Annotated in this window: 27 protein-coding genes; 10 read left to right on the forward strand and 17 right to left on the reverse strand. The window is 53.1% G+C overall.

Features of this window, described 5'->3' with window-relative positions:
* Nucleotides 1-65: 65 nt before the first annotated feature.
* Nucleotides 66-1,646 carry an autoinducer-2 kinase gene (lsrK, locus tag AC2FAK_RS10585; RefSeq protein WP_095454858.1) on the reverse strand — a complete coding sequence of 527 codons (1,581 nt, stop codon included), beginning with the start codon at nucleotides 1,644-1,646 and terminating at the stop codon, nucleotides 66-68.
* A gap of 35 nt (nucleotides 1,647-1,681) precedes the next feature.
* Nucleotides 1,682-2,650: a transcriptional regulator LsrR gene (lsrR, locus tag AC2FAK_RS10590; protein ID WP_013098851.1), complete on the reverse strand. Its 969-nt coding sequence runs from the start codon at nucleotides 2,648-2,650 to the stop codon at nucleotides 1,682-1,684.
* A 215-nt stretch (nucleotides 2,651-2,865) separates the two neighbouring features.
* On the opposite strand from lsrR, the gene lsrA reads away from it, so the two are divergent.
* From lsrA to lsrG, 6 genes are read left to right on the forward strand one after another with little or no spacing between them, the layout of a single operon-like run.
* The gene (gene lsrA / locus AC2FAK_RS10595; RefSeq protein WP_029883836.1) at nucleotides 2,866-4,353 is read left to right on the forward strand and encodes an autoinducer 2 ABC transporter ATP-binding protein LsrA; all 1,488 of its coding nucleotides are present in this window, start codon (nucleotides 2,866-2,868) and stop codon (nucleotides 4,351-4,353) included.
* Nucleotides 4,350-5,381, forward strand: a complete 1,032-nt coding sequence (gene lsrC / locus AC2FAK_RS10600; RefSeq protein ID WP_095454859.1) for an autoinducer 2 ABC transporter permease LsrC — start codon at nucleotides 4,350-4,352, stop codon at nucleotides 5,379-5,381. Before lsrA ends, lsrC begins: the two co-directional genes overlap by 4 nt.
* Entirely contained in the window at nucleotides 5,382-6,359 is a 978-nt protein-coding gene (gene lsrD, locus AC2FAK_RS10605; protein ID WP_040021999.1) for an autoinducer 2 ABC transporter permease LsrD, read from the forward strand. It abuts the gene before it with no gap.
* Nucleotide 6,360: 1 nt separating this feature from the next.
* Nucleotides 6,361-7,362 carry an autoinducer 2 ABC transporter substrate-binding protein LsrB gene (lsrB, locus tag AC2FAK_RS10610; protein WP_020689399.1) on the forward strand — a complete coding sequence of 334 codons (1,002 nt, stop codon included), beginning with the start codon at nucleotides 6,361-6,363 and terminating at the stop codon, nucleotides 7,360-7,362.
* Between the two features lie 11 nt (nucleotides 7,363-7,373).
* Nucleotides 7,374-8,261, forward strand: a complete 888-nt coding sequence (gene lsrF, locus AC2FAK_RS10615) for a 3-hydroxy-5-phosphonooxypentane-2,4-dione thiolase (RefSeq protein ID WP_095454860.1) — start codon at nucleotides 7,374-7,376, stop codon at nucleotides 8,259-8,261.
* The gene (lsrG, locus tag AC2FAK_RS10620) at nucleotides 8,258-8,551 is read left to right on the forward strand and encodes a (4S)-4-hydroxy-5-phosphonooxypentane-2,3-dione isomerase (protein WP_013098845.1); all 294 of its coding nucleotides are present in this window, start codon (nucleotides 8,258-8,260) and stop codon (nucleotides 8,549-8,551) included. Before lsrF ends, lsrG begins: the two co-directional genes overlap by 4 nt.
* A 139-nt stretch (nucleotides 8,552-8,690) precedes the next feature.
* Here the strand turns inward: lsrG and AC2FAK_RS10625 are convergent, their stop codons facing one another.
* The 3 genes from AC2FAK_RS10625 to AC2FAK_RS10635 all read right to left on the reverse strand — a co-directional run bounded on the left by AC2FAK_RS10625 (nucleotide 8,691) and on the right by AC2FAK_RS10635 (nucleotide 10,811).
* Nucleotides 8,691-10,139 carry an alpha/beta hydrolase gene (locus tag AC2FAK_RS10625; RefSeq protein ID WP_485453293.1) on the reverse strand — a complete coding sequence of 483 codons (1,449 nt, stop codon included), beginning with the start codon at nucleotides 10,137-10,139 and terminating at the stop codon, nucleotides 8,691-8,693.
* 108 nt (nucleotides 10,140-10,247) lie between these two features.
* Nucleotides 10,248-10,541 carry a hypothetical protein gene (locus tag AC2FAK_RS10630; RefSeq protein WP_020689402.1) on the reverse strand — a complete coding sequence of 98 codons (294 nt, stop codon included), beginning with the start codon at nucleotides 10,539-10,541 and terminating at the stop codon, nucleotides 10,248-10,250.
* Nucleotides 10,542-10,553: 12 nt separating this feature from the next.
* Nucleotides 10,554-10,811: a hypothetical protein gene (locus tag AC2FAK_RS10635; RefSeq protein ID WP_023622126.1), complete on the reverse strand. Its 258-nt coding sequence runs from the start codon at nucleotides 10,809-10,811 to the stop codon at nucleotides 10,554-10,556.
* Between the two features lie 246 nt (nucleotides 10,812-11,057).
* Between AC2FAK_RS10635 and AC2FAK_RS10640 the strand changes: the two genes are divergently transcribed.
* On the forward strand, nucleotides 11,058-11,603 hold the full coding sequence (locus tag AC2FAK_RS10640; RefSeq protein WP_013098838.1) for a YfaZ family outer membrane protein: 546 nt from the start codon (nucleotides 11,058-11,060) through the stop codon (nucleotides 11,601-11,603).
* 171 nt (nucleotides 11,604-11,774) lie between these two features.
* Here the strand turns inward: AC2FAK_RS10640 and pagP are convergent, their stop codons facing one another.
* The 10 genes from pagP to AC2FAK_RS10690 form a co-directional block, all read right to left on the reverse strand.
* Complete coding sequence (gene pagP, locus AC2FAK_RS10645; protein ID WP_095454862.1) at nucleotides 11,775-12,416, reverse strand: lipid IV(A) palmitoyltransferase PagP; 642 nt, start codon at nucleotides 12,414-12,416, stop codon at nucleotides 11,775-11,777.
* Nucleotides 12,417-12,571: 155 nt separating this feature from the next.
* A complete protein-coding gene (locus AC2FAK_RS10650; RefSeq protein ID WP_170942743.1) occupies nucleotides 12,572-12,949 on the reverse strand; it encodes a zinc metalloprotease HtpX family protein in 378 nt (125 codons plus the stop codon).
* Between the two features lie 126 nt (nucleotides 12,950-13,075).
* Nucleotides 13,076-13,546: an outer membrane lipoprotein gene (locus tag AC2FAK_RS10655; RefSeq protein ID WP_058681000.1), complete on the reverse strand. Its 471-nt coding sequence runs from the start codon at nucleotides 13,544-13,546 to the stop codon at nucleotides 13,076-13,078.
* Between the two features lie 9 nt (nucleotides 13,547-13,555).
* On the reverse strand, nucleotides 13,556-14,818 hold the full coding sequence (locus AC2FAK_RS10660; protein ID WP_045293622.1) for an arginine deiminase: 1,263 nt from the start codon (nucleotides 14,816-14,818) through the stop codon (nucleotides 13,556-13,558).
* 21 nt (nucleotides 14,819-14,839) lie between these two features.
* Nucleotides 14,840-16,279, reverse strand: a complete 1,440-nt coding sequence (locus AC2FAK_RS10665; protein WP_095454864.1) for a basic amino acid/polyamine antiporter — start codon at nucleotides 16,277-16,279, stop codon at nucleotides 14,840-14,842.
* Between the two features lie 120 nt (nucleotides 16,280-16,399).
* Nucleotides 16,400-17,077, reverse strand: a complete 678-nt coding sequence (locus AC2FAK_RS10670) for a winged helix-turn-helix domain-containing protein (protein ID WP_013098832.1) — start codon at nucleotides 17,075-17,077, stop codon at nucleotides 16,400-16,402.
* Nucleotides 17,078-17,517: 440 nt separating this feature from the next.
* Entirely contained in the window at nucleotides 17,518-18,018 is a 501-nt protein-coding gene (locus tag AC2FAK_RS10675) for a hypothetical protein (protein WP_047023552.1), read from the reverse strand.
* Nucleotides 17,981-18,706, reverse strand: coding sequence for a winged helix-turn-helix domain-containing protein (locus AC2FAK_RS10680; protein WP_023622408.1), 726 nt, complete (start codon nucleotides 18,704-18,706; stop codon nucleotides 17,981-17,983). Before AC2FAK_RS10680 ends, AC2FAK_RS10675 begins: the two co-directional genes overlap by 38 nt.
* Nucleotides 18,707-18,938: 232 nt before the next feature.
* Complete coding sequence (locus tag AC2FAK_RS10685) at nucleotides 18,939-19,787, reverse strand: dihydrodipicolinate synthase family protein (RefSeq protein WP_095454866.1); 849 nt, start codon at nucleotides 19,785-19,787, stop codon at nucleotides 18,939-18,941.
* Between the two features lie 11 nt (nucleotides 19,788-19,798).
* Nucleotides 19,799-20,485, reverse strand: a complete 687-nt coding sequence (locus AC2FAK_RS10690) for a B3/B4 domain-containing protein (protein WP_095454867.1) — start codon at nucleotides 20,483-20,485, stop codon at nucleotides 19,799-19,801.
* A 42-nt stretch (nucleotides 20,486-20,527) separates the two neighbouring features.
* Here AC2FAK_RS10690 and AC2FAK_RS10695 point away from each other — a divergent pair, with 42 nt between their 5' ends.
* The gene (locus AC2FAK_RS10695) at nucleotides 20,528-21,130 is read left to right on the forward strand and encodes a helix-turn-helix domain-containing protein (RefSeq protein WP_095454868.1); all 603 of its coding nucleotides are present in this window, start codon (nucleotides 20,528-20,530) and stop codon (nucleotides 21,128-21,130) included.
* 38 nt (nucleotides 21,131-21,168) lie between these two features.
* Here AC2FAK_RS10695 and ygjG read toward each other — a convergent pair whose 3' ends face one another.
* Nucleotides 21,169-22,548 (reverse strand): putrescine aminotransferase, encoded by a 1,380-nt coding sequence (gene ygjG / locus AC2FAK_RS10700; RefSeq protein WP_013098827.1) that lies wholly within the window; start codon nucleotides 22,546-22,548, stop codon nucleotides 21,169-21,171.
* A gap of 434 nt (nucleotides 22,549-22,982) precedes the next feature.
* On the opposite strand from ygjG, the gene AC2FAK_RS10705 reads away from it, so the two are divergent.
* Together AC2FAK_RS10705 and AC2FAK_RS10710 are read left to right on the forward strand one after the other, a co-directional pair.
* Entirely contained in the window at nucleotides 22,983-24,503 is a 1,521-nt protein-coding gene (locus tag AC2FAK_RS10705; protein WP_029882945.1) for a methyl-accepting chemotaxis protein, read from the forward strand.
* 336 nt (nucleotides 24,504-24,839) lie between these two features.
* Nucleotides 24,840-26,399, forward strand: a complete 1,560-nt coding sequence (locus AC2FAK_RS10710) for a methyl-accepting chemotaxis protein (RefSeq protein ID WP_013098825.1) — start codon at nucleotides 24,840-24,842, stop codon at nucleotides 26,397-26,399.
* On the opposite strand, the gene AC2FAK_RS10715 is transcribed toward AC2FAK_RS10710, so the two are convergent.
* Nucleotides 26,396-26,890 (reverse strand): PadR family transcriptional regulator, encoded by a 495-nt coding sequence (locus tag AC2FAK_RS10715; RefSeq protein WP_013098824.1) that lies wholly within the window; start codon nucleotides 26,888-26,890, stop codon nucleotides 26,396-26,398. The genes AC2FAK_RS10710 and AC2FAK_RS10715 overlap by 4 nt on opposite strands.
* Between the last annotated feature and the right edge of the window lie 83 nt (nucleotides 26,891-26,973).

Here is a 26,973-nt window from a genome sequence, read left to right on the forward strand (position 1 = left end):
TGGCGCTGCGCTTACCGGGGCTACAAAACCGTAGGCCGGATAAGCGCAGCGCCATCCGGCGTTTTTTACGGCGCTGCTGCCCGCACCAGCCCAGGTGCCTGCCACATCGAGGTCGTCAGCCCGCTGTCCACCAGTCCGAGCTGGTCGGCGTACACCGCCTGCCACTTCTGCATCATGCCATCGTACAGCGCCCGGTGCTGCGGGTTCGGGGTAAACTCGCGGCTCCATTTCACCAGCCGCTCGCCGGTGGTGGCCATATCCGCAAACAGTCCGGCCCCGGCTCCGGCGGCAATGGCGCAGCCCAGCGCCGTCGCCTCTTTCACTTCCGGTACGCGCACCGGCAAACCGGTGACGTCACTTAAAATCTGGCTCCATAGCGCCCCCTTCGACCCGCCTCCGGCAAACACCAGGCTCTCGAAGTTAACGCCGGAGAAACGTGAGATCTGCGCCAGGTTGCAGGCCGAGACAATTGCCGCGTTCTCTTCCAGCGCGCGGAACAGCGTCGCTTTGTTGCACTTTTCCGGGTCGATGGAGAGGTTAATAAACGACGGGGCGGCGTGGTACCACTGCTTAAAATGCATCGCGTCGGAGAAGATGGGCATCACGCCATGCGAACCCGCGGGCACCCGGCTCGCCATCTCCTCGAGCAGGGAATAGGTGTCCATCCCCATACGTTCGGCGATCAGCTTCTCTTCCGCACAGAAGGCGTCGCGGAACCAGCGCATGGTCAGGCCGGTGAAGAAGCTGATCGACTCCGCCTGCGCCATACCGGGGATAACGTGTGGGTTCACGCGAATATTCATCTCAGGATCGGTGCGCACCTGCGGCAGATTGACCACCTGCTGCCAGAAGGTACCACCCAGCACCGCCGTTTGCCCGGCGCGGACCACGCCCAGCCCCAGACAGCCCAGCTGCACGTCGCCTCCGCCCATCACCACAGGGGTGCCTTCACGCAGGCCGCTCTGCTGCGCGGCCTCTTTAGTGATAGCGCCCAGCACGGTGCCGGTCTCTTTCACCGGAGAGAGGATATCGGCGCGCAGCCCGGCCATATCCAGCAGTGCTGGCCGCCAGTCGCGGGAGAAGAGATCCAGCATCCCCGTAGTGCCCGCATTTGATGGATCAACCGCCAGCTCGCCGGAGAGCTTCGCCGCCAGCCAGTCGCTGATCATGGTAATAGTGGCAGCCTTGCGATAGATATCCGGGCGATGGTGCGCCAGCCACAGCAGACGCGGCATGGCGCTCAGGGCCAGGGTCTGGCCGGAAACGTCGTACACTTCGGATTCAAACTGGTTGTCGTGGATCTCTTTGAGTTCGGCCACCTCGCGGCTGGCGCGGGCGTCGACGTTGGCGCAGGCCCAGATGGCCTCACCGTTGCGGTCATACAGAACAATCCCTTCGCGCATGGAGCAACAGGCGACGGACTGGATATCCGCCGCGCTCAGGTGCGCGCGATCCAGCGCCTGGTGGATGCACTGGCAGGTGAGCCGCCAGTTGGTATTGAGGTCGAATTCCATCGAGCCCGGCACATTTTCCACGCTCAGGTGCTGCCACTCGGCCTGACCCACGGCAACCTGGTTGCCCAGCAGATCGAAAATAACGGCACGCACGCTGCCTGTCCCTGCATCTAACGCTAAAAGGTAACTCATGAGTTTGCCTCGTTGTTAGCGCAGGGCTTACCCCGTTACGTAAGGGCCAGCACCGCGCGGGCTGTTGTCTCTTCCGTCACCAGGCCATTGATACGGCGACCTTTCAGTGCGGCGTAAATCGCATCGGCTTTCTCAACACCGCCAGCCACGCCGACGATGGTAGGTAACTGCGCCAGTTCATCAAGCGTGACGCCCAGCAGTTCTTTGTGGATCTCCAGCTCCTCAACGCACTCTCCTTCGGCAGTGAGGAAATAACCGAGAATGTCGCCGACGGCCCCTTTACGGGCATACATCAGTTGTTCACCTTCGCTGATGTAGCCTGAGCGCAATATCGTTGCATCACGACGCTGGTTCACGGACCCAATCCCGACCACCGCCACGTCGGCGGCCGTTGCGGCGAGGATCACGTCCCGTACGCTGGTTTCACGTTTTAAGATCCCGGCCACCTCGGCGGAGGAGACGCGAAGCGGGGCGGGGATCATGCTGACGCTGCATGCCGCGTCCAGCTGGCCGATACCGGTCATATAGGGCCCCACGCCGCCGGAGAGCGTCACCAGGCGGATCTGCTGCGAGCTGATAAAGCCGCTTAAATGTTGCAGGCTGCTCATGGTGGTTTCACCAAATCCCACCGCTAACAGCTGGCCGGGTTCCAGCACGCCCATTAACGACTGCGCGGCACCAATGCCTAACCGCACGTTCATTGGCGGGGTATTCAGTGCTGGCAGCACGCGCACCAGCTTTAGCCCAAAGCGCTGCTGCAGTTCGGTTTCCAGTGCCAGACAGCCCTCATAGCGGGAGTTGATCTGCACGCGGATCACCCCTGACTGGCGACCTTTCTCCAGCAGGCGAGAGATCTTCAGGCGCGGCAGGCCGAGCCGTTCGCCAATGTCGTTTTGCGTCAATCCGTCGTGGTAGTAACACCAGGCCACGCGGGCAACCAGCTCCTCTTCCGCCAGTGCCAGCCCGGCAAACCGACCTTCTTCCGCAGTGCGTTTATCGCTCATAATTGAACTCTTATAAAAATTTAGATCATATGTTCGTGACGGCGCAGGTCGAAAGTGTGAGCCACGCGGCAAAACGGATCATTTAGATAGTTTCTTTCTCAGATGGATCTTAATCGATAAAACTGTGATCCCTGCACGGTTGTAAATATAGTTCACCGTCTACGCTTTTGAACATTATTAAATCTAAAAATCATTTGTTCAATAGCGGAGCGATGATGACCCCACTTATCGAAGCACGAGCCATCTGCAAGCAGTTTTCCGGGGTGCCGGTTTTGAAAGGCATTGATTTCACGCTGCTTGCGGGTCAGGTGCATGCGCTGATGGGCGGGAACGGCGCGGGTAAATCGACGCTGATGAAGATCATCGCCGGGGTGGAGACGCCGGACAGCGGTGAACTTTCCGTAGCAGGTCATTCATATGCGCGGCTCACGCCCGTGCAGGCCCATAAGTTAGGTATCTATCTGGTGCCTCAGGAACCGCTCCTGTTCCCCAATCTGACGGTGCGGGAAAACATCCTTTTCCGCCTGCCGCGTGAACGGGAAAGAGAGAATCGGCTGACGGAGAAGCTGCAGCAGCTTCAGTGCCAGCTAAATCTCGACGCCACCGCCAGCACGCTGGAAGTGGCGGATCAGCAGATGGTGGAGATCCTGCGCGGTCTGATGCGTAACGCAACGATCCTGATCCTCGACGAGCCCACGGCCTCCCTTACGCCGGGTGAAACCGAACGTCTGTTTCGCCAGATCCGCGCCCTGCAGGATCTGGGCGTCGGCATCGTCTTTATCTCGCATAAATTGCCGGAGATCCGTCAGCTGGCAAGCCACGTCTCGGTGATGCGCGACGGTGCCGTAGTACTCAGCGGGGAAACCGCGCAGTTCGACGATAACGCGCTGATTGCCGCCATGACGCCGGTGAGCCGGGAGAAAGGCTTAAGCGATGCGCAAAAACTGTGGCTGGCGCTGCCGGGAAACCGTCGCACCCAGCCGCAGGATTTTCCGGTATTGCGCGTGGACGATCTTACCGGGGAGGGGTTTATCGATCTCTCGCTTGAGATCTACGCTGGCGAGATCGTCGGTCTGGCCGGGCTGGTCGGATCCGGGCGCACCGAATTTGCCGAGACACTCTACGGCCTGCGTCCGGTACGTGGGGGACGGGTCTGGCTGGAGAATCAGGAGATCACTCACGAGAGTGTGGGCGCCCGGCTGGAAAAAGGCCTGGTTTATCTGCCGGAAGACAGACAGGTGTCCGGCCTGTTCCTGGATGCACCGATCCGCTGGAACACGGTGGCGCTGAACGAGCCGTCTCTCTGGCAGCAGCGCAAGCGGGAGTCCGCGGTGGTGGAGCGTTACCACCGCGCGCTGGGGATCAAACTCAACCATGCGGATCAAACCGTGCGCACCCTCTCCGGCGGGAATCAACAGAAAGTGCTGCTGGCCCGCTGTCTGGAAGCCAACCCGTTACTGCTGATCGTCGATGAACCGACGCGCGGCGTGGACGTGTCGGCACGTGCCGATATCTACCAACTCATCAAAAGCGTGGCCGCGCAGAACGTGGCAGTGCTGATGATCTCAAGCGATCTCGATGAGTTTCCTGGCCTTGCCGATCGCGTGCTGGTCATGCACCAGGGCGTGCTCAGCGGCGAGTTGCCGCGCCATGCCGTCAGCCTCGATCGGATGATGGCGCTGGCGTTCGGAGGACAATCATGAAGACGTTACTGAAAAACCGCGAGCTGAGCGCGTTTCTCGCCATTCTGGCGCTGTTTGCCGTGCTGGTGGCGCTTAATCCGGCGTACCTGAGCCTTCAGACGCTGGGGATGATCTTCGCCAGCGCGCAAATCCTGATCCTGCTGGCGCTTGGCGCCGCGCTGGTGATGCTGACCCGCAATATTGACGTCTCCGTGGGCTCCACCGTGGGGCTCTCCGCCATCGCCGTCGGCGTGGCGCTGAACAATGGCTACAGCCTACCGGTATCGATGCTGTTCGCGCTGTCTGTCGGCGCGCTGGCAGGGGCGTTCAACGGGTTGCTGGTGGTGGCGCTGCGCATCCCGGCGATTGTCGCCACCCTCGGCACGCTGGGGCTGTATCGCGGGGCGATGCTGCTCTGGACCGGTGGAAAGTGGATTGAAGGGTTACCGCCGGGGCTGAAATCCCTCTCTGAACCCGTAGCCGTGGGCATTTCGCCGCTCGGCATGGTGGTGCTGTTTTTGGCCGCCGTCGGCGCGTGGACGCTCTCGCGCACCGCGTTTGGACGCGATTTCTATGCCGTGGGCGATAACCTTGCCGCCGCGCGCCAGCTGGGCGTGGCGGTTAACCGCACGCGGATGATCGCCTTTACTCTCAACGGCATGCTGGCGGCCTGCGCCGGGATTGTCTTTGCCGCGCAGATTGGCTTTGTGCCAAACCAGACCGGGAGCGGGCTGGAGATGAAAGCCATCGCCGCCTGTGTGCTCGGCGGCATTTCGCTGCTGGGCGGGACGGGCACGCTGATTGGCGCACTGCTGGGGGCCTTTTTTCTGACGCAAATCGACACCGTACTGGTGCTGTTTAAGCTCCCGGCGTGGTGGAATGACTTTATCGCCGGGCTGGTGCTGCTGGGCGTGCTGGTGCTCGACGGGCGTCTGCGCCGGGCGCTGGCGCGTCATCAGCGGGCGCTGAAATACGGTCGCTTCCAGCCGGGTAACAGAGGGGGAAAGCACGTCACCCCATTTCCCAAACGCAAAAAAGAGGTGGCGTAAATGAAGCTTAACTGGGAAAGCGCGCTGTTGATCTTACTGGTGCTGGAGATCCTGCTCTTTGGCGCCATCAACCCGCGGATGCTCGACATCAACATGCTGCTGTTCAGCACCAGCGATTTTATCTGCATCGGCATTGTGGCGCTGCCGCTGACGCTGGTGATTATCAGCGGCGGGATCGATATCTCCCTCGGTTCAACCATTGGCCTGTGCGCCATTGCGCTGGGGGTGATGATGCAATCGGGCTGGCCGATGGCGGTCGCCATTCCTCTGACGCTGCTGCTGGGCCTGCTGTGCGGGCTGGTGAATGCGGCGCTGATCCACTACACGGGTATCAGCCCTTTAGTTATCACTCTCGGCACGCTCTACCTCTACGGCGGCGGGGCGCTGCTGCTCTCCGGCATGGCGGGCGCGACGGGCTATGAGGGCATCGGCGGCTTCCCGGACAGCTTTACCGCGTTCGCTAACCTGACCGTGTCAGGTCTGCCCATTCCGCTGGTGCTGTTTGCGCTCATTACGCTCTTCTTCTGGCTGATTACCCACCGCGGACGCTTTGGGCGGCATCTGTTCTTAATCGGCCAGAACCCGCGCGCCGCGCGCTATGCGGCGCTGTCGGTTAACGGCATGTCCTACGCGCTGTATGGCCTGGTGGGCGTCGCCTCGGCCATTGCCGCCCTGGTGATGGTCTCCTATTTCGGTTCCGCGCGCTCGGATCTGGGGCGCGATCTGCTGATGCCTGCCCTCACCGCTGCCGTACTCGGCGGGGCGAATATTTATGGCGGGTCAGGTTCGGTTATCGGTACGGCACTGGCAGCGCTGCTGGTGGGGTACCTGCAGCAGGGGTTACAGATGATCGGCATCCCCAACCAGGTGTCGAGCGCGCTGTCAGGGGCGCTGTTGGTTGTGGTGGTGATGGGACGTTCGCTGAGTCTGCACCGTGAATGGGTGCGTTCTCTCTTTAGAAAACTATCCGGAGCGTAAGATGAAAACAAAACTGATAGTCCTGGCAATGGCCCTCAGCTTCGCCTCGGCGCAGGCGGCGGACCGCATCGCCTTTATCCCGAAGCTGGTGGGGGTGGGCTTCTTCACCAGCGGCGGCAATGGCGCGAAAGAGGCGGGGAAAGACCTCGGCGTGGACGTCACCTACGATGGCCCAACCGAGCCGAGCGTCTCCGGCCAGGTGCAGCTCATCAATAACTTCGTCAACCAGGGCTATAACGCCATTATCGTCTCCGCCGTGTCGCCGGATGGCCTTTGCCCGGCGCTGAAGCGCGCCATGCAGCGCGGCGTCAAAGTGCTGACCTGGGATTCCGACACCAAACCGGAGTGCCGCAGCATCTACATCAACCAGGGTACCCCGGAGCAGCTCGGTGGCCTGCTGGTGGAGATGGCCGGGAAGCAGGTGACAAAGCCGAATGCCAAAGTGGCCTTCTTCTACTCCAGCCCGACCGTCACCGACCAGAACCAGTGGGTGAAAGAGGCGAAGGCCAAAATCGAAAAAGATCATCCCCAGTGGCAGATAGTGACCACCCAGTTTGGCTATAACGACGCCACCAAATCCCTGCAAACCGCCGAAGGGATCTTAAAAGCGTACCCGGATCTGGATGCGATCATCGCCCCGGATGCCAACGCTCTGCCTGCCGCGGCGCAGGCGGCGGAAAACCTGAAGCGGGAAGGGGTGGCGATTGTCGGATTCAGTACGCCTAACGTCATGCGTCCGTACGTCGAGCGCGGCACGGTTAAAGCCTTCGGCCTGTGGGATGTGGTGCAACAGGGCAAAATTGCGGTCAATGTCGCCGATCGTTTATTGAAAAAAGGCGATCTTAACGTCGGCGACAGCGTGGAGGTAAAAGATATCGGTACGCTGAAGGTCGAGCCGAACAGCGTCCAGGGCTACCAGTATGAAGCAAAAGGCAACGGCATCGTGCTGCTGCCAGAGCGCGTGGTGTTCACCAAAGAGAACATCAACAAATACGATTTCTGACGGGGGAGCAAATGGCTGATTTAGACGACATCAAAGACGGTAAGGATTTTGGCATCGGTACACCGCAGCAAAATGTACCGTTCACCCTGAAGGGCTGTGGCTCGCTGGACTGGGGCATGCAGTCCCGGCTTTCGCGCATCTTCAACCCAAAAAGCAACCGCACGGTGATGCTGGCCTTTGACCACGGTTACTTCCAGGGGCCGACCACCGGTCTTGAGCGTATCGATCTCTCTATCGCACCGCTGTTCGGCGAAACCGATGTGTTGATGTGTACCCGCGGTATTTTGCGCAGCACCGTACCGGCCGCCACCAATAAACCGGTGGTCCTGCGCGCCTCTGGCGGTAACTCAATTCTGGGCGAGCTGTCGAACGAGTGCGTGGCAGTGGCAATGGAAGACGCGCTGCGCCTGAACGTCTGTGCGGTGGCGGCGCAGGTGTACATTGGCAGTGAATTCGAGCATCAGTCGATCAATAACATCATCAAGCTGGTGGATGCGGGGGCACGCTACGGGATGCCCGTGCTGGCGGTGACGGGCGTCGGCAAGGAGATGGCGCGCGATGCGCGTTACTTCTCGCTCGCCAGCCGTATTGCCGCCGAAATGGGGGCGCAGTTTGTCAAAACCTACTATGTGGATGAAGGATTCGAAAAAGTGACCGCCAGCTGCCCGGTGCCGATCGTCATCGCCGGGGGGAAAAAGCTGCCGGAGCACGAGGCACTGGAGATGTGCTGGCGCGCGATTGACCACGGAGCCTCCGGCGTGGACATGGGGCGCAACATCTTCCAGTCCAGCGCGCCGCTCGCCATGCTGAAGGCGGTGAAGAAAGTGGTTCACGAGAACATGAGCGCCCGGGAGGCGTTCCAGTTCTGGCAGGAAGAGAAACAGGGAGAAGCGAAATGAACGTGACGTTAGTGGAGATCAATATCAAACCCGAGCGGGTGGACGAGTTTCTGGAGGTGTTTCGCGCCAACCACGAGGGCGCAATTCAGGAGCCGGGAAACCTGCGTTTTGACGTATTGCAGGACCCCCGGGTGAAAACCCGGTTCTTTATCTACGAGGCCTATAAAGACGAAGAGGCGGTGCTGGCGCATAAAAAAACGCCGCACTACCTGGCCTGCGTGGATAAACTCGAAGAGCTGATGTCGGAGCCGCGCAAAAAACGCAGTTTTGTGGGGCTGCTGCCGGAGTGACAAATTAACCGGCAGCCAGCGATTCAATGGGGATAGTGGTGAAAGAGGCGAAGAATAACGGATGTTATACTCTGGCGCCGGTTGTCTTTTATTTCATCTATCCCCAACGATGAGCTGACGTTAAAAAACGCCTCTTCTTTTATTTTATGACGCCAGCAATCCTTTCAATCAGATAGGGATAGAACGGATTCGAGGTGATACGCATTAAGGAGTCCATATCTGCCAGCAATACCGCACGCTCCCCTCTGACGCGTAAAACACCCAGACTCAGACCATAGTGATTCGGTTCATAGGGTTCACTTCCATATAAAGAGTCATGGACAGGAAACGGGAGGGCGACATGAGATAGAGAAAAAACATCTCTCGGATAGCGCACATTAAGGGGCTGCACGTCTGCTGTTGTTGAGTGTGCTAAGTGTGTCGAAGCGACCATGTTCATACTCTCTGAAGAGGCATTTTTGACGATAGTCGTCGTGTAAGTACGCTGTGGTGTTGCCAGTAAGTGTGATAGCGCGCGATCCGAAGAGTGGCGAAACAGTGCACGAAAATTGACCGCACGATTAATATCAAACAACACCAGTTCGCTACCGTTATCCGGTAGATTGTGATGGAGCACGTCCAGCACTGCCCGGGTACTGACTGTGGAATCAAGAACGGACTGAAACGTAAGCACATGAGGAAGATCTTTCCAGCCAGCCGATGACTTGCGTCGCGTAAGGTCCCGTTTCAATGTCTCAGTCAGAAGATAAGCCTGCCGCGCACCATTCACGGGAAAAGAGTTATATTTAAAAGGATTAAATTCTGGTACCAGACCTAACCAGACCGCACGAGAAAAGGCCGGGAGAAAGGCTGTCCATTCGGCCATTCCCGAAAACCGAGCAAAGCGGCTTATGCCTATCATGGGAGAAATCAGGACAATTTGTTGTGGCTTCTTCAGGCTCTCATCATCAAGGGCATCGATGGCATATTTCATGGCCAGCGCCCCACCATTGGAAAAACCAACAATATGCAGCGGCGCATCCGCATGGGTCATTTTTGTTGCCTCGCGCACCGCAAGACGCGTTGCTGCCAGCCAGTCCTGCCATTTTACATCCGTTAATGCCCCGGGTACGGTACCATGGGCAGGTAGACGGATCCCGATGGCGACAAACCCTTCTTTTTGATAGAGCCGGGCAATATGCTGCAGGCTGTAAGGGGAGTCCGTAAGTCCGTGCAGTAACACGACAGCCCCTCTCGGTTCCGCCTGTGGGCGCATGATGTAGGATCGATTCCAGTCTGTGGGAAGGGTGTCCGGAAATACCGGGCTTGACGGGTTATAACGATTTAAACTCGTTGTATCCTGATCGGTTTGCTTCATAACGACATTGTTATGCACCTCCATGAAGAGGGCGTTTTCAGCATTGATATAGTCATCCCAGTCGGCCCGATCGATCTCGTTTTCGCGTAATTCATTAGGGACAAAAGTATGCCAGGGCTGGAGTTCGCCGCTACGCTGTACCCAATAAAACAGGCCTGTCATTGCACAAAGCGTGAAGCTCAAAAGGATAAAAATACAACGCTTCAATACTCTAATACTTTTCTTGCGCATAAATCCTCTAAACATAGATATTCAACCTGATATCTGCTGTATTTAGGTTTTAAAGCGCAGCGTGGTTGATGATGGGGGCACAGAATAAAGATATGGACATCGCATAAACTATGCTTTTAACCATTGCATGATAAGCAAGGAGTTAATGGCGAAATTGATATGCGCGACGATAGATAACATAATACTAAGCGCTGCCACAAACAGAACCTTGAGGTTGAGGATGCGTGTTTTTTTTAAGTTTGCATCCAGCCATAACATATTCCTTATTTTATTCTTTTGATATAAATACATTATCCCCATAGATAAATATAAGAGAGGCATGATAATGCTTACTGAATTGATTTGTAACAGCAGTAATTCACTGCCAACTAATGCAAATAGCCATGAAATAAATAGCAGCATAAGCGTTGCTCCTCAGTTTTTTTTGTTGGTAAGGTAAAACCAAATCATAAACAGAACATCTAAAAACAACCAAACCCCGCCCAGCAACAAAACGTGCGAGACAGCACCCGGCCAGAACAAAGCGCCATTGGGGGAAACAGAAAAGAAATCCTGTCCCCAGACCAGGCGTGCCACAATCATGAAAAGGGGCAGCAATAAAAGGTTGAACAGAAAAAGATAACGGATAAAGTTTGGTTTTTTGGGCCGTCTGATATTTTCTTCCGGGAACATGGTTTCCTCACTGGTTTCGGTGAAAATAAAGAGGCATTCTAGTGCGAAAAGATAGATGGAACTTAAACACACGTCATTTTATAGCGTGCGCAGCTGCCACCTCGCTGATTAATGAATGAGTGTATGGTGAGTGAGGATCTCTTGTTTGTTTGAACTTCATATAACATCGCCCCCTAAAATAAGCCACCAGACAGAGCTTGTTTAAGGTTCTGACTTCTTTTTTTAATGTAGATTAGGTGATAACAAATGTTTAAAAAAACACTCACAGTAGTGGCAATTCTTTCAACTCTTTCTGTTGGTGCTAACGCCGCTGAAATTGGCGCTCAGTTAGGTACACAACATACGGAGTTAAATGCACTAATTGCGCCAGAGCCGACCGGTATTTTTTATACTGCAAACTGGGCTAACAATTATAATGATGGCCGTAATTCTGGCGGTGTCGGCCTGGGTTATCAGGTGTCTCTGGGTAAAGCCGATCTTTACGCAGGTGCCAAGGCCATCTATATGGCGCCTAAGAAAGGTGATAATGGATTTGCGGCACCGATTGGTGGCGGGGTTCGTGTCCATTTTAGCGATGAGGTGTATGCCTATGGTGAAGGTTATACCGCGCCACGTGGCCTGAACAATGCCGTCGAAAACTATGTTGAAGTTGATGCAGGGTTGGCCTGGCAGGTACGAGATGAGGTGAAACTCAAAGCGGGTTACCGTCATATTAGCGTTCATGGTAAATCCGGTACGCCTAATCATACGCTGCTTGATGGTGCTTACCTGGGCGCCGCACTTCAATTCTAAACAAACACTCACCGCGAGCCCTACGCTCGCGGTGAGTCGTTGCATATAATCCAGTCATTTTTCTTTACCCTCCTTTTTATCCAGAGACTCTTCTTCCTTCTTCTCTTAAAACGTTTCCTTTCCTGCGCTGATAGTAAAAAGACCGAGAGTGTAATGCAGGGCTGAGCCCTGCTACAGGTTGTAACGTAACCACCCGAAGAGTACGTTTCCGTTATTATAGGTGCCAGGAATATAGGTGAACTGGATATTCACATTTTTATAACTCGCTGAAAAAAGCGGGAATATAATCGGTAAGGGAATGTAGTTGCCCATATCTTTACGCGCCGTTATCCCGGCGGTCACCCCTAATCCCAACCTGAAATTATTTTGTTGGCCTGGATGCCATCCTTTCTCCCATGCATAGCCGGTGACCGGTTGCCACTCATTATGTGAGTCTTTAAACACCATTCCATACAGTGCACTCCAGTTGCCATTGCTGTGATGACGAGAAACACCCACTCCGGCACCCCAGGGCATTTCATTATAGCGATCGGTCTTTTCTTTATCGTACATGAACCGGTTATGCCAGCTGATAAAAGGAAGATAAATATCGTGGCTATCATAATCTGTCCAGGTTTGCGTAATATCGGAAACAATCCTGCTGCCCCAGCTTGCTGCATTTTCATCAGCATGAGTCTGGCCATAGGCACGTGTGGCAAAAAGAAGTAACCCGCTCCAGAGTAAAACAGAGCAAATCAACAAAAATAAATGATAAAAGCCGCCGATAAAGTCGATTTTTTCCTTACAGGGCTGCCAGGGGGTAGTGCTTTTCATTGCGAACGCTCCAGTGGATAAAAGTAGTTAAAAATAATAAATAGGCCAGCGCATTAACAAAACATGAGACGAATTGTTAATAGCGCCAGAGATGACTGATTTTCTAAAACGAAATGACTAAGGTTGGACATTACGCCATCCTTAGTCATTGTGATTTAATTTATGGCTTTCTTTTTAAGGAGTTCGAACTCCTCCTGGCTAATAATGTCCTGGTCTAATAGTTTTTTGGCGTCTGATATTTGTTCCGCTGGGGATTTACAAAGACTATATTGTGCTGCGGCATTCGCATCCAGTCTGTAAGCACGTTGTCTTTTGGCCATTCCCTTACCTCTCAGAATGAGGTAAAAAACAGAGGTGATCAGCGGGATGAAAAGTAACAGCATTATCCAAAGCGATTTAAAGAAGCCGTTGAGTGTATTGTCACGGAATAAATCAGTAACGATCTGGAAAATAACAAACAGATACGCAATAAAAAAGAATATAGAAAACAGGGTGGCTGCCATATTCCAGAATTGTAATAGATGAGTCGTCACAATGATGCCCTCTTAAGGATATAAATGGTCACATGGAATGAATAAAAGATAAAAACCTGCCACAAAAAATTTTCATCCTTAACGAAAAGGACAATCATCCTGTTGTGGCAGATATGATAAAGCGTGTTATTGAGCTGGAGAGATCGTTACCTGACCGCGATGCGAGGTAATATTTACACGTTGCCCTACGACAAATTCACCTTCACGGGCGGGCTGTACGGTAACGAACTCTTGCCCGTTATCAGGACGAATAAAGAGTTCAGCCGCATTGTGTCGCGCCATTCCTCGTTGTATCGACTGTCCTGCCATCGCGCCAGCAACGGTACCGCCAGCTGTCGCCAGCAGACGGCCGCTTCCGCCACCAATAGCATTACCGGCAGCACCGCCAATCAACGCGCCCCCGACTGTACCGGCAGCGCTGCTTCCGGTGTCGTTTTGGATTGTGATGTATCTCACCCCTGTGATTGTGCCGTGCGACAGCGCCATCACCTGACCGGAAAGCGCAGCACTTGCATGATGGGCAGAACCAACGGGTTTTTCAGTACAGCCAGCCAATGCCAGCAAACCGGCTAAAATTAAAACAGAACGTTTAAACATCTCTCTTCCTTATGAGTAATCAACGGCATCACGAATTAATGGACATGTCATACAGTGGCCGCCACCGCGTCCACGCCCTAATTCACTCCCAACAATTTCAATGACCTCAACGCCTTCCTTACGCAAACGGTCGTTTGTTTTGGTATTGCGGTCATAGGCGATAACGACACCTGGAGACATGGCGACCACGTTATTTCCGCTATCCCATTGCTGACGCTCGGTGTCGTAAACATTGCCTTCGGTTTCAACGACCCTGAGCGAGCGTAAATTGAGTGCCCTGGCTACCACCTCTGTTAACGGCTCTGAATAATGCTCCAGACGCATTCCGCCTGGGGAGTCGTCCTTAATCAGTGAAAAGACTTCAATTTGATCAACAATGGCGGGATAAAGCGTCACTAAATCTCTGTCACAAAAGGTGAATACGGTATCCAGGTGCATCGCCGCTCTGAGCTTCGGCATCGCGGCAATAATAACGCGCTCGACATGGCTAAACGGGTTCGAAAACAGGGCAGATGCAAGCTGGGCAATGGCCTGATAGGACGTTCGTTCGCTCATACCGATTAAAACGGTCTTGTTGCCAATAGGCATAACATCGCCGCCTTCAAGGGTGGCGGATCCGTGATAACGCGTTGGATCTCCCCACCATGTATTGATCGTCTGACGGGTGAAGTCCGGATGGAACTTATAGATAGCAGTGGTCAGTAACGTTTCTTCACGGCGAGCCTGCCAGTAAAGGGGATTAAGCGTAACCCCGTTATAAATCCAGCTGGTGGTATCTCGCGTATAAAGCGTATTCGGCAACGGCGGGAGCAAATATTCACGCAGCCCTGTCGCTCTTCCGACGAGTTCAAGTTCTTCTTTATCGCCCCTGTGTCTGTTCAGCAAATCATAGGTTGAAAGCCCGCCGATCATAAACTCAGCCAGCCGATCTGCGGGTAACGAATCCAGGAACGAGCGTGTTTCATTAAGCAAACCCAACGGGATTTCATCAGCAGTAATCTGCTGTTCGATGAGCCAGTTGCGTGCCTGACGGTTAGCCAGCGTTTCGGAGAGCAGATCATGCATCTCAACAACGTCAACACCGCATCCGCGCATCTTATTAATAAAATCGAGATGATCCTGACGGGCACGTTCTACCCACATGACATCATCAAATAACAGTCGGTCGCAATTGCCCGGTGTAAGACGGCTATGTGCTAACCCAGGGGCGCACACCATTACTTTGCGTAACTGGCCGACCTCGGAGTGAACACCCAGTGGTATATCTTGCATAGTATCTCCTTAAGAGAGTAATTAAATGGTAATATTTCCGTTTATAATTCCATAAATACAGGCCAAAGCCGCGAGCACGATGGCGGAAAATAATATTCGTTCCGTACCAGAGAATATTTTTTTGTTTTGCTCACGCTTAGCAATGTAATAAAGAAGTGTGCCAGGCGCATAAATAACGGCGGACAGCAGCACATACGTTAATCCGCCGGCATAAATCATCAACGAGGCATAGGCAGTGGCAATGACAGAGATCACCAGGTCTTTATAATATCCCTTTGTGCACTGTTCGTAGGTTTCTCGTGTAATTACCAGCTTCAGGCTATACGCGGCAACCAGAAGATAGGGGATAAGCGTCATCGCGCTGGTTAGCTCAAGGGCTAACAGGAATGCGTAATCGCTGAAAAAAGTGATAATTAAGAACAGCTGTATCGAGATATTCGTCAACCATACGGCTGAAGAGGGAACGCGCCAGCGATTCTCGCGTGCAAAAACGGCAGGCATGCTCTTTTTCAACGCCGCGGAATAAATAACCTCAGCGGCGAGCAATGACCAGGAAAGATAGGCTCCGAGGACAGAGATAATTAACCCCACGCTGATGAAAATCATGCCCCAGCGTCCCACTATGCTTTCGAGAACACCGGCCATTGAGGGTTGCCGTAAGGCTCCCAGCTCGGCCTGGGGCATAACGCCATAAGAAAGCATGGTGACTAACATCAGTAAGCACAGCACCCCGATGAAGCCGAATACGGTCGCCAGGCCAACGTCTTTCCGGTTAGTTGCATAACGCGAGTAGATACTTGCCCCTTCGATTCCAAGGAATACGAATACGGTCACCAACATGGTGCTTCTGACCTGGGAAAATATTGATCTGAAGAGAGGAGGTTCTCCGGCGGCCCCGCCCCAGAAATTAAGCATAAACATCTCTTTTTTGAATGCCATTATCAGAATGGCGATAAATACAAAAATAGGGATGATCTTGGCACAGGTGGCCAAGGTATTGATAAAGGCCGCTTCTTTAATACCCCGCAATACCAGGAGATGAAAAGACCATAAAACAACTGATGAGACAGCGATTGCCAGCAACGTATTACCTTCGCCAAATGCAGGGAAAAACGCGCCTAATGTTGATTTAATTAAAATAAAATAGGATACGTTGCCGATACATGTACCCGCCCAGAAACCGAGTGCTGAAATGAAGCCCGGATATTCGCCGAAACCGGCTTTGGCGTAGCTAAAGACGCCCGCATTGAGTTCAGGCTTTCTTTGCGCAAGGTTCTGGAATACAAATGCCAGCATCAGCATACCGCCACCGGCAATCACCCAGGCAATAATTGCACCAAGCCCACCGGTTGCTCGTCCGAATGCAGCAGGTAATGAAAATATACCCGCTCCGATCATCGCTCCGACGACAAGCGTCGTTAAAGACCAAAGCGATAGCGTATTGGTCGTAGATTTGTTCATATAATTTTCTTAACAATGAAGCTGTGATTGATGAAGTGTGAGTTTAAAAGCGTTAAATATACCGTACTTAAATGAAGTTAATTTTTATGCCATCAAGGCAGCACAGGGGCTGGGTGTAACTCAGATCGCACCGTTTAGATCGTAATAATAACCCTCTTCTCTTTGATTTCTGATTTGCCCGCTGTTGTAGGGTGCCAGTTTCTTTCTCAGACGACCAATAAGCACCTCGACGGTATTGTTTTCTTTACCCATCCAGTCGTGGTAGAGATGTTTCATGATTTTACGTTTGCTCAGCGCCTTGCCTTTGTTCTTCACCAGTAGCTTCATAATTTCAAATTCAAAACGGGTCAGTCGAATTTTTTGCTTGTTGATGAAGAGTACTTTACTGTTTAAGTCGAGTTCTAAATTACCTGCAGTAATACGGCTGGAAGGGGTGAGATAATTCCGGCGTACTAAAACCCAAATTCTGATGATAATCTCTTCAATATGACTAGACTTGACAACATAATCGTCAGCGCCGCTTTCAAACGCTTTCACCTTGTGTTCAATATCGTTGCTGCTGTTAAGGATCATGATGCGGATAGTGCGCCCTTCGCGTCGCCACTTACGAATCGCCTGTAACTCAGCAGTGGAAAGCGTTTCAGATGCCATAATCAGGAGTTCAGCTTTATTTGAAAACATAAACATTTCCACTTCCTCAATACTCGAAGATACATCAGTTAAAATACCTGCCTCTTCAATTTGGGTTTTCAAATAATGCTGATTTATAATGTTAGGATCTAATATTAACACGCGCATATCTTCCTCTCACTTTGTTGCTTCGCCTGTTAGGGTTTTTGACATTTTATGAAATGGATTTCTATGCTTTACAGATAAAAGCATCGTCACCAAAAGTTGGCTAAATAATACTTTCGAAATAAATTCAAACAATTCTTTTATGAGGGATGTTAGAAATACAAAATAAAAAAATGCAGAATAAAAGAAGTGAAGGGAAGAGTATGAGAAAAGCAGAGGAAGTAGAATTAAATCAAGAAAAATCACATTTAATAAGATTTTTGTTCTGATTTTTTTGGCGTGTGGAGTGTTTGTTTAGATGAACGTATGGTTGCTCCATTTGCTTTCTGGTTGGATTTTTGTTAAGAGTTAAGTGCGAGTTTTATTTTTTGATTTAACAATCTATACATCTGTCTTGCATTCATAACATTAGCACAATGAGTCATGTGCTTGGGTCAATAAACTCATTTTCGGCAAATAAATATGGCACGCTGCAAATCGCTTATTCGCCAGGTTTTGGTGTCAAGCTTCTGGATCTTATAGTGCAGGACAGGCTGGCTTGAGGTGAGTTTCTCAACCAGCACAGAAGGTGCATTATCCTGCGGATTAGCAAGAAATTTACCTTTCGTAACTTTATGGAATCCGTTTTGCACGTCTGTGTCGATGGTCATGTTTCCTGTACGATCGACAAGATACTCTTTACCATAATAGTTCAATGTGCCGTATTCGCTCACCGTGACGAGACCATCGTTGGTAATGTGGAAAACAATTTTGATATTTCCATTAATCCCTTGCTGGACATTTTTTGAATCTTCATAGTTGATATGTACCGTCGACATACAGTTCATCGGTAGGTAATCATAAACACCAACAAGCTTGTATATTCCCATTGCAAGCAAGGGAAGCATCAACAGGCATAAAACAATATTAATTGTTGTTAATATTGACGAAGTTTTCGCATTCATGTCCTTTGCCTGTATTTTGTTTGCCACACAGGGCAATGTGAGTTGAGTACACCTTGCTTTTTAAAGGCGCTCTGTTGTCATCAAAATAGATATTTTTGGGATATTGCTGGCATTTTAATGCGATTCTTTGCCCTAAATTTGTATTAAAAAATGAGTCAATATTCTCTTGTTTGACGCCATTTTCGTCAGTATAGACATCGCATAATCCGACTGACTTATATTTATGCATAGTGCTATCGTTTAAATGGTACAAATAAAAGGCAGTGATGGTGCTCACCATTAAAACGGTTAATGCTATTGTGCTAATGTAAAAACCTTTGTGGGAGGAACAGATTTTTTTAAATTTTTCGTACGTGCTACTACGTGTAGTACTAACACGAGTACACTGACAGTGCAGTACAAATCCTTGCTTTGGTATTGTTTCGATTTTGTCTTCAAGCGAGAATTCAAGAAATGCTTTTCGCAACAGAGATATGTTTCGGTTCAGGTTGTTATCAGAAGCAACCAGACCATGTTCTTCCCAGACTTTTTCAAGGAGTTCAGTACGGCTGACCTGAGAATTATTGGCGTCAATAAGTGCATTTAATAATCGCGACGTCGCCAGTGAAAGCTCAACTTCGCGTTTATTATCGGTTAAAATGCGCGATTCATCATTATAATGCACTATCCCGTCAAGTAGGTACTGCATAGCTTAAACGTCCTCGCAAATGAATCTGAGCATTATAATTTTAGCGCTACTATTATTCAATCTTCTGATTTCTATTAAGAGTCGTGATGACGTATTTTTACCGGGTTAATTACACGTAGACAGAGGGACAAACTGCGAGGGCGGGGACGTTGCTTTCTCAACCATTCCTGAGAATGATTACTTTATGAATGATGCGGTGTGGCCGGGTAAGCGCAGCGCCACCCGGCGTTTTTCAGGCCAGTTCCAATTCCGCAAGGATCGCTGAAAGCGCCTCGCGCGGCTCTCCCTGAATTGCCTGCAACGGGAACGGCAAGCCGGGTGTTGCCACTTTTCCCCTCATTTCCGCCGCTGCCGCGATGACCCTTACGCTACCGTAACGACGGAACAGATCCCATAGCGGCTCTAACCGTTCTGACTCTGTACTTTTACCCGAACGCGCTATCGCCAGCGCCGCTTTTGGGAACAACCCCGCGAGAACCGAATACCAGACGTCAAACCCGGCCTGCAGGGCTGAGGCTGCCCGCCAGTCACCGGCGATACCCAGTGTGACCGTATCAGGAAGCCGGGCACGTACCTGCGACAGATCCTCCGGCAAGCGGCCAAGCTTGATGGAGCCCACATTTGGCAGAGACGCGACGGCAAATAGCAATTCATCGCTAAACGCAAAACCGGTCGTGGCAGGGTTATCGTAAATGCACAGCGGTACGGAGAGCTGGCGGGTCACCGTTTCATAGAGCTTAAATACTTCCTCATCCGTTAATCGCTGGTACGACACGGGGGCCATCAGCACGCCGGAGACTCCGGCCGTTTGCGCGTCGTCAGCCAGACGCAGAATATCGTCCAGCCGCATTGCGCCGATGCTGACGATAACCGGTATGTTACCGGCATGTTCCACCGCACAGCGTGTCACCCGGGCACGCTCTTCAACGGTCAGATAGGCATAGCTCCCGGTCGAGCCAAGAATGCCCAGTGAATCCACGCCTGCCTCAACCACAGGAGAGAGCAGATGCGTAAAGGCCTGCTCATCAAACGTGCCGTTTTTCAGGGGCGTTAACGGAAATGCGCTGACTCCACGAAACATTTTTTATCCTCTTACAGGGTCAGTAACTGCCTGTGCACCACTGCACCCGGCATCAGACGTTGCAGGTTATCAATCAGATCCGCTCCGGCTTCTTCCAGTGCCGTAAGCGGCATTGACGGCAGACTTTCCAGAATAAACCACATGGTTTGCGCCTGACTGTCAAGACGCGTCCGTATACCCTGGCGCCAGTTCCAGCGACGGCAGGTAACACCGAGGTCGTCGCGCCAGATAACCTCGCCCGGCTCCGGGTATTCCACCACCGGCTGCCCCTCTTTGAAGGTATCAAACGGCTCGCTGCCGTCGGCCAGCGTCAGACGTGGCGCCCCCGTGTAAGCCGCAAGATTTTCTCCACCAACCGGGATGGCGTAGCGAATACTCACCGCGTTGTAGATATCCACCACCGGATCCAGCGGCGGCAGCGAGCCGTCTTTTAAGACCCGCTTACGCAGGGCGGATGCCGAGCAGGGCGTGCGTTTCGGTTTTGCGCCGAAGGCCTTAAATACCTCATCCCAGCCGGAAAGGTGCGCGTCAGCCCACGGAACATCATCATTCAACATTTGCTGGCAGGCCTGCCTGAGCACGGCCGGAGCGACTTCCGGGTGGGTAATCGGCGCAGCGTCAACCACAATGCTCAGCGCCCGAAAGCCCGGGGCAATCGCGGCAAGACGCGGGTCTATTGACGGCGTAACGAGAGACATAAATAATCCTGTATTGACTGTTTTATACCATGGTAGTGACCAATGACTGAAAAAGTCAATATAATGACCGAACAGGGTGCCGATATCGCCCAGGTAAGCCTGGCCGTCGCCAGCCGTATTCGCAACTGGCGTAAAGAGAAAAAACTGTCGCTGGATGAGCTCTCGCGGCGTGCCAGCGTCAGCAAAGGCATGCTGGTGGAGATCGAGAAAGGGGCGGCTAACCCCAGTATCGCGATTCTGTGCAAGCTGGCTGCCGCGCTCGGCGTGTCGGTGGCGGATATTGTGAATGTCTCCAGCGAACCGCGGGTGCATATCATTGAGGAAGCGGCGATCCCGGTGCTGTGGCAGGGGGAAAAGGGCGGACGCGCGAGACTGCTGGCAGGAACTGCGGGCCCGGATATGATTGAACTGTGGCAGTGGGAGATGCAGCCGGGAGAGCGATTTACCTCTTCGGGGCATCCGGCGGGCACCTTTGAGCTGTTGCACGTGAACGAAGGCGTTTTATCGCTGACAGTGGGCGAGGCGGTGACGCAGGTTGCTGCCGGGGCATCGGCGGTGGCGAAAACTGAAGCGGCGCACGGCTATGCCAATGAAGGCAATACCGTGCTTCGCTTCACCATGACGGTAGCGGAGTTTCACCGATAAAAAGCAGGCCGGGTAAGCGCAGCGCCACCCGGCTTTTTTTACGCCTCTTCCACACTCACGCGCAGTGCCGCCAGCGCTTTACGTGCCGCCTTCAGCACCTGCTCACACTGCTCAATGGTCAGCGTCAGCGGTGGCTCAATGCGGATGGTTTTGGAATTGTTGAGCGTGCCGGCCACCAGCACCCGCTGGCGGAACATCTCGCTCGCGAAGCTATAGCCAATTTCGTTATCAACAAACTCAATGGCCATCAGCATCCCTTTACCTCGTGCCTCCTGGATCAGATCCGGGTATTCACGTCCCAGCTGACGGAAACCGTCCAGCAGCATGTCGCCTTTCTGCTCCGCCTGCGCAGGCAGGTTTTGCTCCAGCAGCACGTTGATGGTGGCCAGCGCGGCCGCACAGGCCAGCGGGTTACCGCCAAAGGTGGTGGTATGCAGGAACGGGTTGTCGAACAGCACCGAGAAGACCTCTTCGGTGGCAACCGTCGCACCAATCGGCATTACGCCGCCGCCGAGCGCTTTCGCCAGACACAAAATGTCCGGCTGAACATTCTCGTGCTCGCAGGCGAACATCTTGCCGGTACGCCCCATGCCGGTCTGCACTTCGTCGAAGATCAGCAGCGCGCCAAACTCATCGCACAGCTGACGTACGGCAGGCAGATAGCCCTGTGGAGGCAGGATCACGCCGCCTTCGCCCTGAATTGGCTCCAGGATCACCGCGGCTACGTCATCGCCGGTTTTACGGCATTCGCTGAGCACGGTGCGCATGGCATTAATGTCGCCGAACGGCACGTGGCGGAAGCCCGGCAGCAGCGGCATAAACGGTTTGCGGAAGGTGGATTTGGCGGTCGCAGACAGGGCGCCCAGGGATTTACCATGGAACGCGCCGCTGGTGGCGACAAAAGTGAATTTCCCGCGCGGCGACTGGTACGCTTTGGCGAGCTTAAGCGCCGCTTCGACCGATTCCGTGCCGCTGTTGCTGAAGAAGCTGTATTTCAGTTTGCCGGGCGTTAAGGCTGCCAGCGTTTTCGCGAGCATGGCGCGAAGCGGGTCGAGCAGTTCCTGGCTATGGAGAGGTTGTTTCGCGAGTTGATTCTGTACGGCGGAAACCACTACTGGATTACGGTGCCCCACGTTGAAAATGCCAAAACCACCCAGGCAATCAATAAACTCCTGTCCCTGGGTGTCGACAAGCGTATTCAGACTTCCCGCTTGCCACTCTACGGCTCCGTAATCCCCGCCGGCGGTAACAGATTTGCGATACTCCAGAAAACCTGGATTGACGTGCTCTTTAAAGTAATCGATGACCTCTCGGTTAAGTTGTTTCATCTCCTCATGATCAAGCGTTCGCTTCTCAATGAGATTCAGTGCGTGCGCGGTACAGGCAAGAGCCGAGGCGCTGGAAGGTAACCTGTTCAAAATATGCTCCCGGGGATCGCGTATCACATGATACTGCGTTAAGTATTGCAGGGATTACGCCACTTCAGCGGACTTAACGAAAATCGGGATAAACGCCAGGTTAAAATAATGTTGCGCAATATTTAATCATGCCGATGTTTTCCAGGCGGGATTTAGCGGTACGGAAAACGGGGGCAGGAAGACGTGGATGGGGTCAATTGCACCAGGGGGGTGCAGGCGGTGCGACTTAAGTGGGCGTTAACAGATCATCCTTTGCAGGTAATTTCATTGTGAAAGTATTTAAAATCAATCAATTATAAAATCTCACAAAAAGTGCGGTTTAAGTGAAATCTGCGATCTCCATCAAGTTTAACAACTAAAGATAAATTGTTTACCGCCGAAAAAACAATAAACCACAAAATTAACATTCAAATAACCTGCAAGGGATGCTCACGATGTCCTCTCCAACCTATGTCACCCAGAATGAATATCTTCTGGACGATGACACCACCTTAATGTCTACCACAGACGTCCACAGCTATCTGACTCATGCTAACGACACCTTTGTTCAGGTGAGTGGCTATCAGCTTAATGAGCTGATGGGTCAGCCGCATAATCTGGTGCGCCATCCTGATATGCCTAAAGCCGCTTTTGCCGATATGTGGTACACCCTGCAACAGGGCGAGCCGTGGAGCGGAATTGTCAAAAACCGCCGTAAAAATGGCGATCACTACTGGGTGCGCGCCAACGCGGTGCCGATGGTGCGCCACGGGAAGGTCACCGGCTATATGTCGATTCGCACCAAAGCGACGGCAGAAGAGATCGCCACCGTGGAGCCACTCTATAAGGCCCTGAATGCCGGACGCTGTACGAAACGGATCCATAAAGGGCTGGTGGTGCGTCAGGGCTGGTTCGGAAAGCTACCGGCAATGCCGCTGCGCTGGCGGGTACGCGGCGTGATGGCGGTGCTCTTTGGCGTGCTCGCCGCTACGCTTGTGGCAACCTCAGCAGGCTGGGTGTCGTTGGCCGCAGCAGCGATAATGATGCTGCTGGGCACGTTGTTGTTTGAACAGCAGATTGTCCGCCCGGTAGAGAACGTGGCGCGACAGGCGCTGAAGGTGGCAACCGGCGAGCGCAATAGCGTGCAGCACCTGAACCGCAGCGACGAACTGGGCCTGACCCTTCGCGCGGTGGGGCAACTGGGGCTGATGTGTCGCTGGCTAATCAATGACGTATCAAGCCAGGTGGTGAGCGTGCGCGACGGCAGCGACAAGCTGGCGCAAGGTAATGAGGATCTGAACGACCGCACGCGTCAGACTGTTGCAAACGTGCAGCAGACCGTGGCGACGATGAACCAGATGGCGGCCTCCGTTCAGAGTAATTCTGAAACCGCCACCGAGGTCGATAAGCTCTCCGTAGCCGCCAGCAGTGCGGCGACCAAAGGTGGGAACGCGATGCAGACGGTAGTCAAAACCATGGACGATATCGCCGACAGTACCCAGCGTATCGGCTCCATTACCACCCTGATCAACGATATTGCCTTCCAGACCAATATCCTCGCCCTGAATGCGGCGGTAGAAGCGGCACGGGCCGGTGAGCAGGGCAAAGGCTTTGCGGTGGTGGCAGGAGAAGTTCGCCATCTTGCCAGCCGCAGCGCTAACGCCGCCAATGATATCCGTAAGCTGATTGATGCCAGCGCCAGTAAGGTACAGTCCGGCTCCGAGCAGGTACACGCCGCAGGACGCACCATGGATGATATCGTTGAGCAGGTGAAAAACGTCACGCAGCTGATCGCGCAGATTAGCCATGCCACCTCTGAACAGGCTACCGGGCTTTCGGAGTTAACCCGCGCGGTGGCTGAACTGGACAGCATCACGCAGAAAAACGCCGATCTGGTTGAAGAGAGTGCGCAGATCTCCGCGATGGTAAAACACCGGGCCGGACGTCTTCAGGATGCAGTGACGGTTCTCCATTGAGTCTGTAATGTTCCAGAAAAGCCGTTTATTCTGCCAGGCGTAAACGGCTTTCGTCGCTTCATTTGTAATTATTTCTGTGATTTATTGTTAATTTTATATTAAATAACTAAAGAAAGTGCCTCAGTTATTTATCCCTGCCTAAGTCATTTTTCCACGATGCTATTTCATAAATGCCCCGTCTGGTGGTTGAGTAACGATCGATACGGCCATATTAATAGTCTCTGCCTATCCATTGTGATGGTTATGAAATAAAAAAACGATCAAAGTCATAAAGTTAGCGGTTTCGTTACCGATAACGGTGATCGTCTGAGAAATAATCACATCGATGGAGTAAATATGTTCTTACATGACGTAAAAATCGGCACGAAATTATTTCTGGCGTTTGGATTCTTTATTGTCCTGATGGTGGTGAGCGCGAGTTTGTCTTTAATGAGTCTGAACCGGGCAAACAACGGGATGCAATCCATTATTACCAGTGATTATCCAACCACGGTAAAAGCGAACCAGTTAATCGATAACTTCCAGGAATTTATTAGCACTCAGCAGCTCATGCTGCTGGATGAACAGGGAACGTACACGGCGCAGTCGCAGCAGCATCTTAAAGAGATTAGCGAGCACATCACGGTGCTCCTCGGTGAGCTGAACAACGTACTGCAGGATCAGCAATCGCAGCAGGTGCTCGCCGAGATACGCGGCGTGCGCCAGCAGTATCTGGACTCGCGCTATCGTATTTTGCAGGCGGTGCAGAATCACGATCGCGCCGGGGCGCTTCAGGAGATGATGACCAACACCCTCAAACTGCAGCAGGCCTATAAAGCCAAAGTGCAGCAGCTGATTGCGATTCAGAACACTGAGATGCAGAACGCCGGGGTGCAGGTGGAAAGTGATTTCAGGAGCAACCGTCTGCTGCTCATCCTCATTACTCTCTTCAGCGTGGCGGCAGGCAGCCTGATTGGCTGGTTTATCGTGCGTTCCATAACCCGTCCGCTGGGCCAGGCCGTGGACTTTGCGGCGGCGATTGCGGATGGCGATCTCACCGGCAGTATCACCTCGCACGGTAAAGACGAAACCGGCCTGTTGCTGCATGCCCTGATGGAGATGAAAACACGTCTGCTGGACATTGTGCAGCAGGTGCAGACCGGCTCGGAGAATATCTCCAGCGCCGCCGCGCAGATTGTCGCCGGGAACCAGGATCTGGCCGCGCGCACGGAAGAGCAGGCCAGCTCTGTGGAGCAGACCGCCGCCTCGATGGAGCAGATCACCGCGACGGTGAAAAACACCGCTTCGCATACCGGAGAAGCGACCAACCTGTCGGCAGATGCCGCGAAGGTGGTCAAAAACAACGGTGAGATGATGAAGCAGGTGACCAGCAAAATGCGCCTGATTAACGAGACCTCGAACCGGATGTCCGACATCATCGATCTGATCGATGCCATTGCCTTCCAGACCAATATTCTGGCGCTGAACGCGGCGGTGGAAGCGGCCCGGGCGGGCGAGCACGGTCGTGGCTTTGCGGTGGTGGCTGGTGAAGTGCGCCAGCTCGCGCAGAAGAGTGCTTCGTCAGCCAGTGAGATCCGTGAGCTGATTGAAAGCTCCACCAGCCAGACGCAGGACGGGATGAACCTGGTCGAGAAGGCGAGCGAGCTTATCAATGGCATGGTGGGCAACGTGGAAGAGATGGATGTGATCCTGCGTGAGATCCGCCAGGCCAGCCACGAGCAGACGGAGGGGATCTCGCAGATTAACAGCGCGATTGGCCTGATTGATGCCACCACCCAGCAAAACTCCGCGCTGGTGGAGGAGTCTGTTGCCGCGGCGGCCTCCCTCAACGAGCAGGCGATGCACCTGAAAGAGCTGGTACGCGTCTTCCGCGTGAGCGCGCACGCACCGGCTTAATCCAGCTGGGAGATCTCCAGCGCCGCGCGGTCGATCACGCCAACGATCTGCTTAAGCTGCGCGTCGCTGAGCGCTCCCTGATTAACCTTCAAATCTAACACCGCTTTGAAGTTATCCAGTGCCCGCTTCATCTGCGGGTTTTTGCGTAGCTGGAAACCGACCGCGCGGGCTTTGATACGCGCCTGAATCTGCTCAAGCTGTTCCTGGTTTTCCTCCAGCCACTGCTGTCCTGCCGCATTGATGGCAATGCGCTTACGCCCATTCTCTTCTTCCGTAATGGTGATAAACGCCTGATCCTGAAGATAATCCAGCGTCGGGTAAATCACGCCAGGACTCGGGGTGTAGTTCCCCTGGGTCAGGTTCTCAATCTCTTTGATCAGCTCATAACCATGGCTCGCGTTGCGGGTCAGAATATCCAGAATCACCAGCCGCAGATCGCCGTGACCAAAAAAGCGCGGTCGACGTCCGCCGCCATCATGTTCGTGTCGCATAGTGTGCCTCGTAAATTGATATATCTAAACTATATCTAAGATATATTCAGATGCAATCTAAAAGATCTTGCATTCTCGCTGAT

The organism is Enterobacter cloacae complex sp. 394F7, assembly GCF_057320385.1.

Bases quoted from the DNA above. Each gene is read 5' to 3' on its own strand.
- AC2FAK_RS10715 (WP_013098824.1), bottom strand. From the start codon at position 26,890: ATGCGACACGAACATGATGGCGGCGGACGTCGACCGCGCTTTTTTGGT.
- lsrF (WP_095454860.1), top strand. From the start codon at position 7,374: ATGGCTGATTTAGACGACATCAAAGACGGTAAGGATTTTGGCATCGGT.
- AC2FAK_RS10655 (WP_058681000.1), bottom strand. From the start codon at position 13,546: ATGTTTAAACGTTCTGTTTTAATTTTAGCCGGTTTGCTGGCATTGGCT.
- lsrC (WP_095454859.1), top strand. From the start codon at position 4,350: ATGAAGACGTTACTGAAAAACCGCGAGCTGAGCGCGTTTCTCGCCATT.
- lsrR (WP_013098851.1), bottom strand. From the start codon at position 2,650: ATGAGCGATAAACGCACTGCGGAAGAAGGTCGGTTTGCCGGGCTGGCA.
- lsrA (WP_029883836.1), top strand. From the start codon at position 2,866: ATGACCCCACTTATCGAAGCACGAGCCATCTGCAAGCAGTTTTCCGGG.
- AC2FAK_RS10685 (WP_095454866.1), bottom strand. From the start codon at position 19,787: ATGTTTCGTGGAGTCAGCGCATTTCCGTTAACGCCCCTGAAAAACGGC.
- lsrK (WP_095454858.1), bottom strand. From the start codon at position 1,646: ATGAGTTACCTTTTAGCGTTAGATGCAGGGACAGGCAGCGTGCGTGCC.
- lsrB (WP_020689399.1), top strand. From the start codon at position 6,361: ATGAAAACAAAACTGATAGTCCTGGCAATGGCCCTCAGCTTCGCCTCG.
- AC2FAK_RS10660 (WP_045293622.1), bottom strand. From the start codon at position 14,818: ATGCAAGATATACCACTGGGTGTTCACTCCGAGGTCGGCCAGTTACGC.
- AC2FAK_RS10635 (WP_023622126.1), bottom strand. From the start codon at position 10,811: ATGTTCCCGGAAGAAAATATCAGACGGCCCAAAAAACCAAACTTTATC.
- AC2FAK_RS10710 (WP_013098825.1), top strand. From the start codon at position 24,840: ATGTTCTTACATGACGTAAAAATCGGCACGAAATTATTTCTGGCGTTT.
- AC2FAK_RS10705 (WP_029882945.1), top strand. From the start codon at position 22,983: ATGTCCTCTCCAACCTATGTCACCCAGAATGAATATCTTCTGGACGAT.
- AC2FAK_RS10665 (WP_095454864.1), bottom strand. From the start codon at position 16,279: ATGAACAAATCTACGACCAATACGCTATCGCTTTGGTCTTTAACGACG.
- AC2FAK_RS10670 (WP_013098832.1), bottom strand. From the start codon at position 17,077: ATGCGCGTGTTAATATTAGATCCTAACATTATAAATCAGCATTATTTG.
- lsrG (WP_013098845.1), top strand. From the start codon at position 8,258: ATGAACGTGACGTTAGTGGAGATCAATATCAAACCCGAGCGGGTGGAC.
- AC2FAK_RS10630 (WP_020689402.1), bottom strand. From the start codon at position 10,541: ATGCTGCTATTTATTTCATGGCTATTTGCATTAGTTGGCAGTGAATTA.
- AC2FAK_RS10640 (WP_013098838.1), top strand. From the start codon at position 11,058: ATGTTTAAAAAAACACTCACAGTAGTGGCAATTCTTTCAACTCTTTCT.
- lsrD (WP_040021999.1), top strand. From the start codon at position 5,382: ATGAAGCTTAACTGGGAAAGCGCGCTGTTGATCTTACTGGTGCTGGAG.
- AC2FAK_RS10680 (WP_023622408.1), bottom strand. From the start codon at position 18,706: ATGCAGTACCTACTTGACGGGATAGTGCATTATAATGATGAATCGCGC.
- pagP (WP_095454862.1), bottom strand. From the start codon at position 12,416: ATGAAAAGCACTACCCCCTGGCAGCCCTGTAAGGAAAAAATCGACTTT.
- AC2FAK_RS10675 (WP_047023552.1), bottom strand. From the start codon at position 18,018: ATGAATGCGAAAACTTCGTCAATATTAACAACAATTAATATTGTTTTA.
- AC2FAK_RS10625 (WP_485453293.1), bottom strand. From the start codon at position 10,139: ATGCGCAAGAAAAGTATTAGAGTATTGAAGCGTTGTATTTTTATCCTT.
- AC2FAK_RS10695 (WP_095454868.1), top strand. From the start codon at position 20,528: ATGACTGAAAAAGTCAATATAATGACCGAACAGGGTGCCGATATCGCC.
- AC2FAK_RS10690 (WP_095454867.1), bottom strand. From the start codon at position 20,485: ATGTCTCTCGTTACGCCGTCAATAGACCCGCGTCTTGCCGCGATTGCC.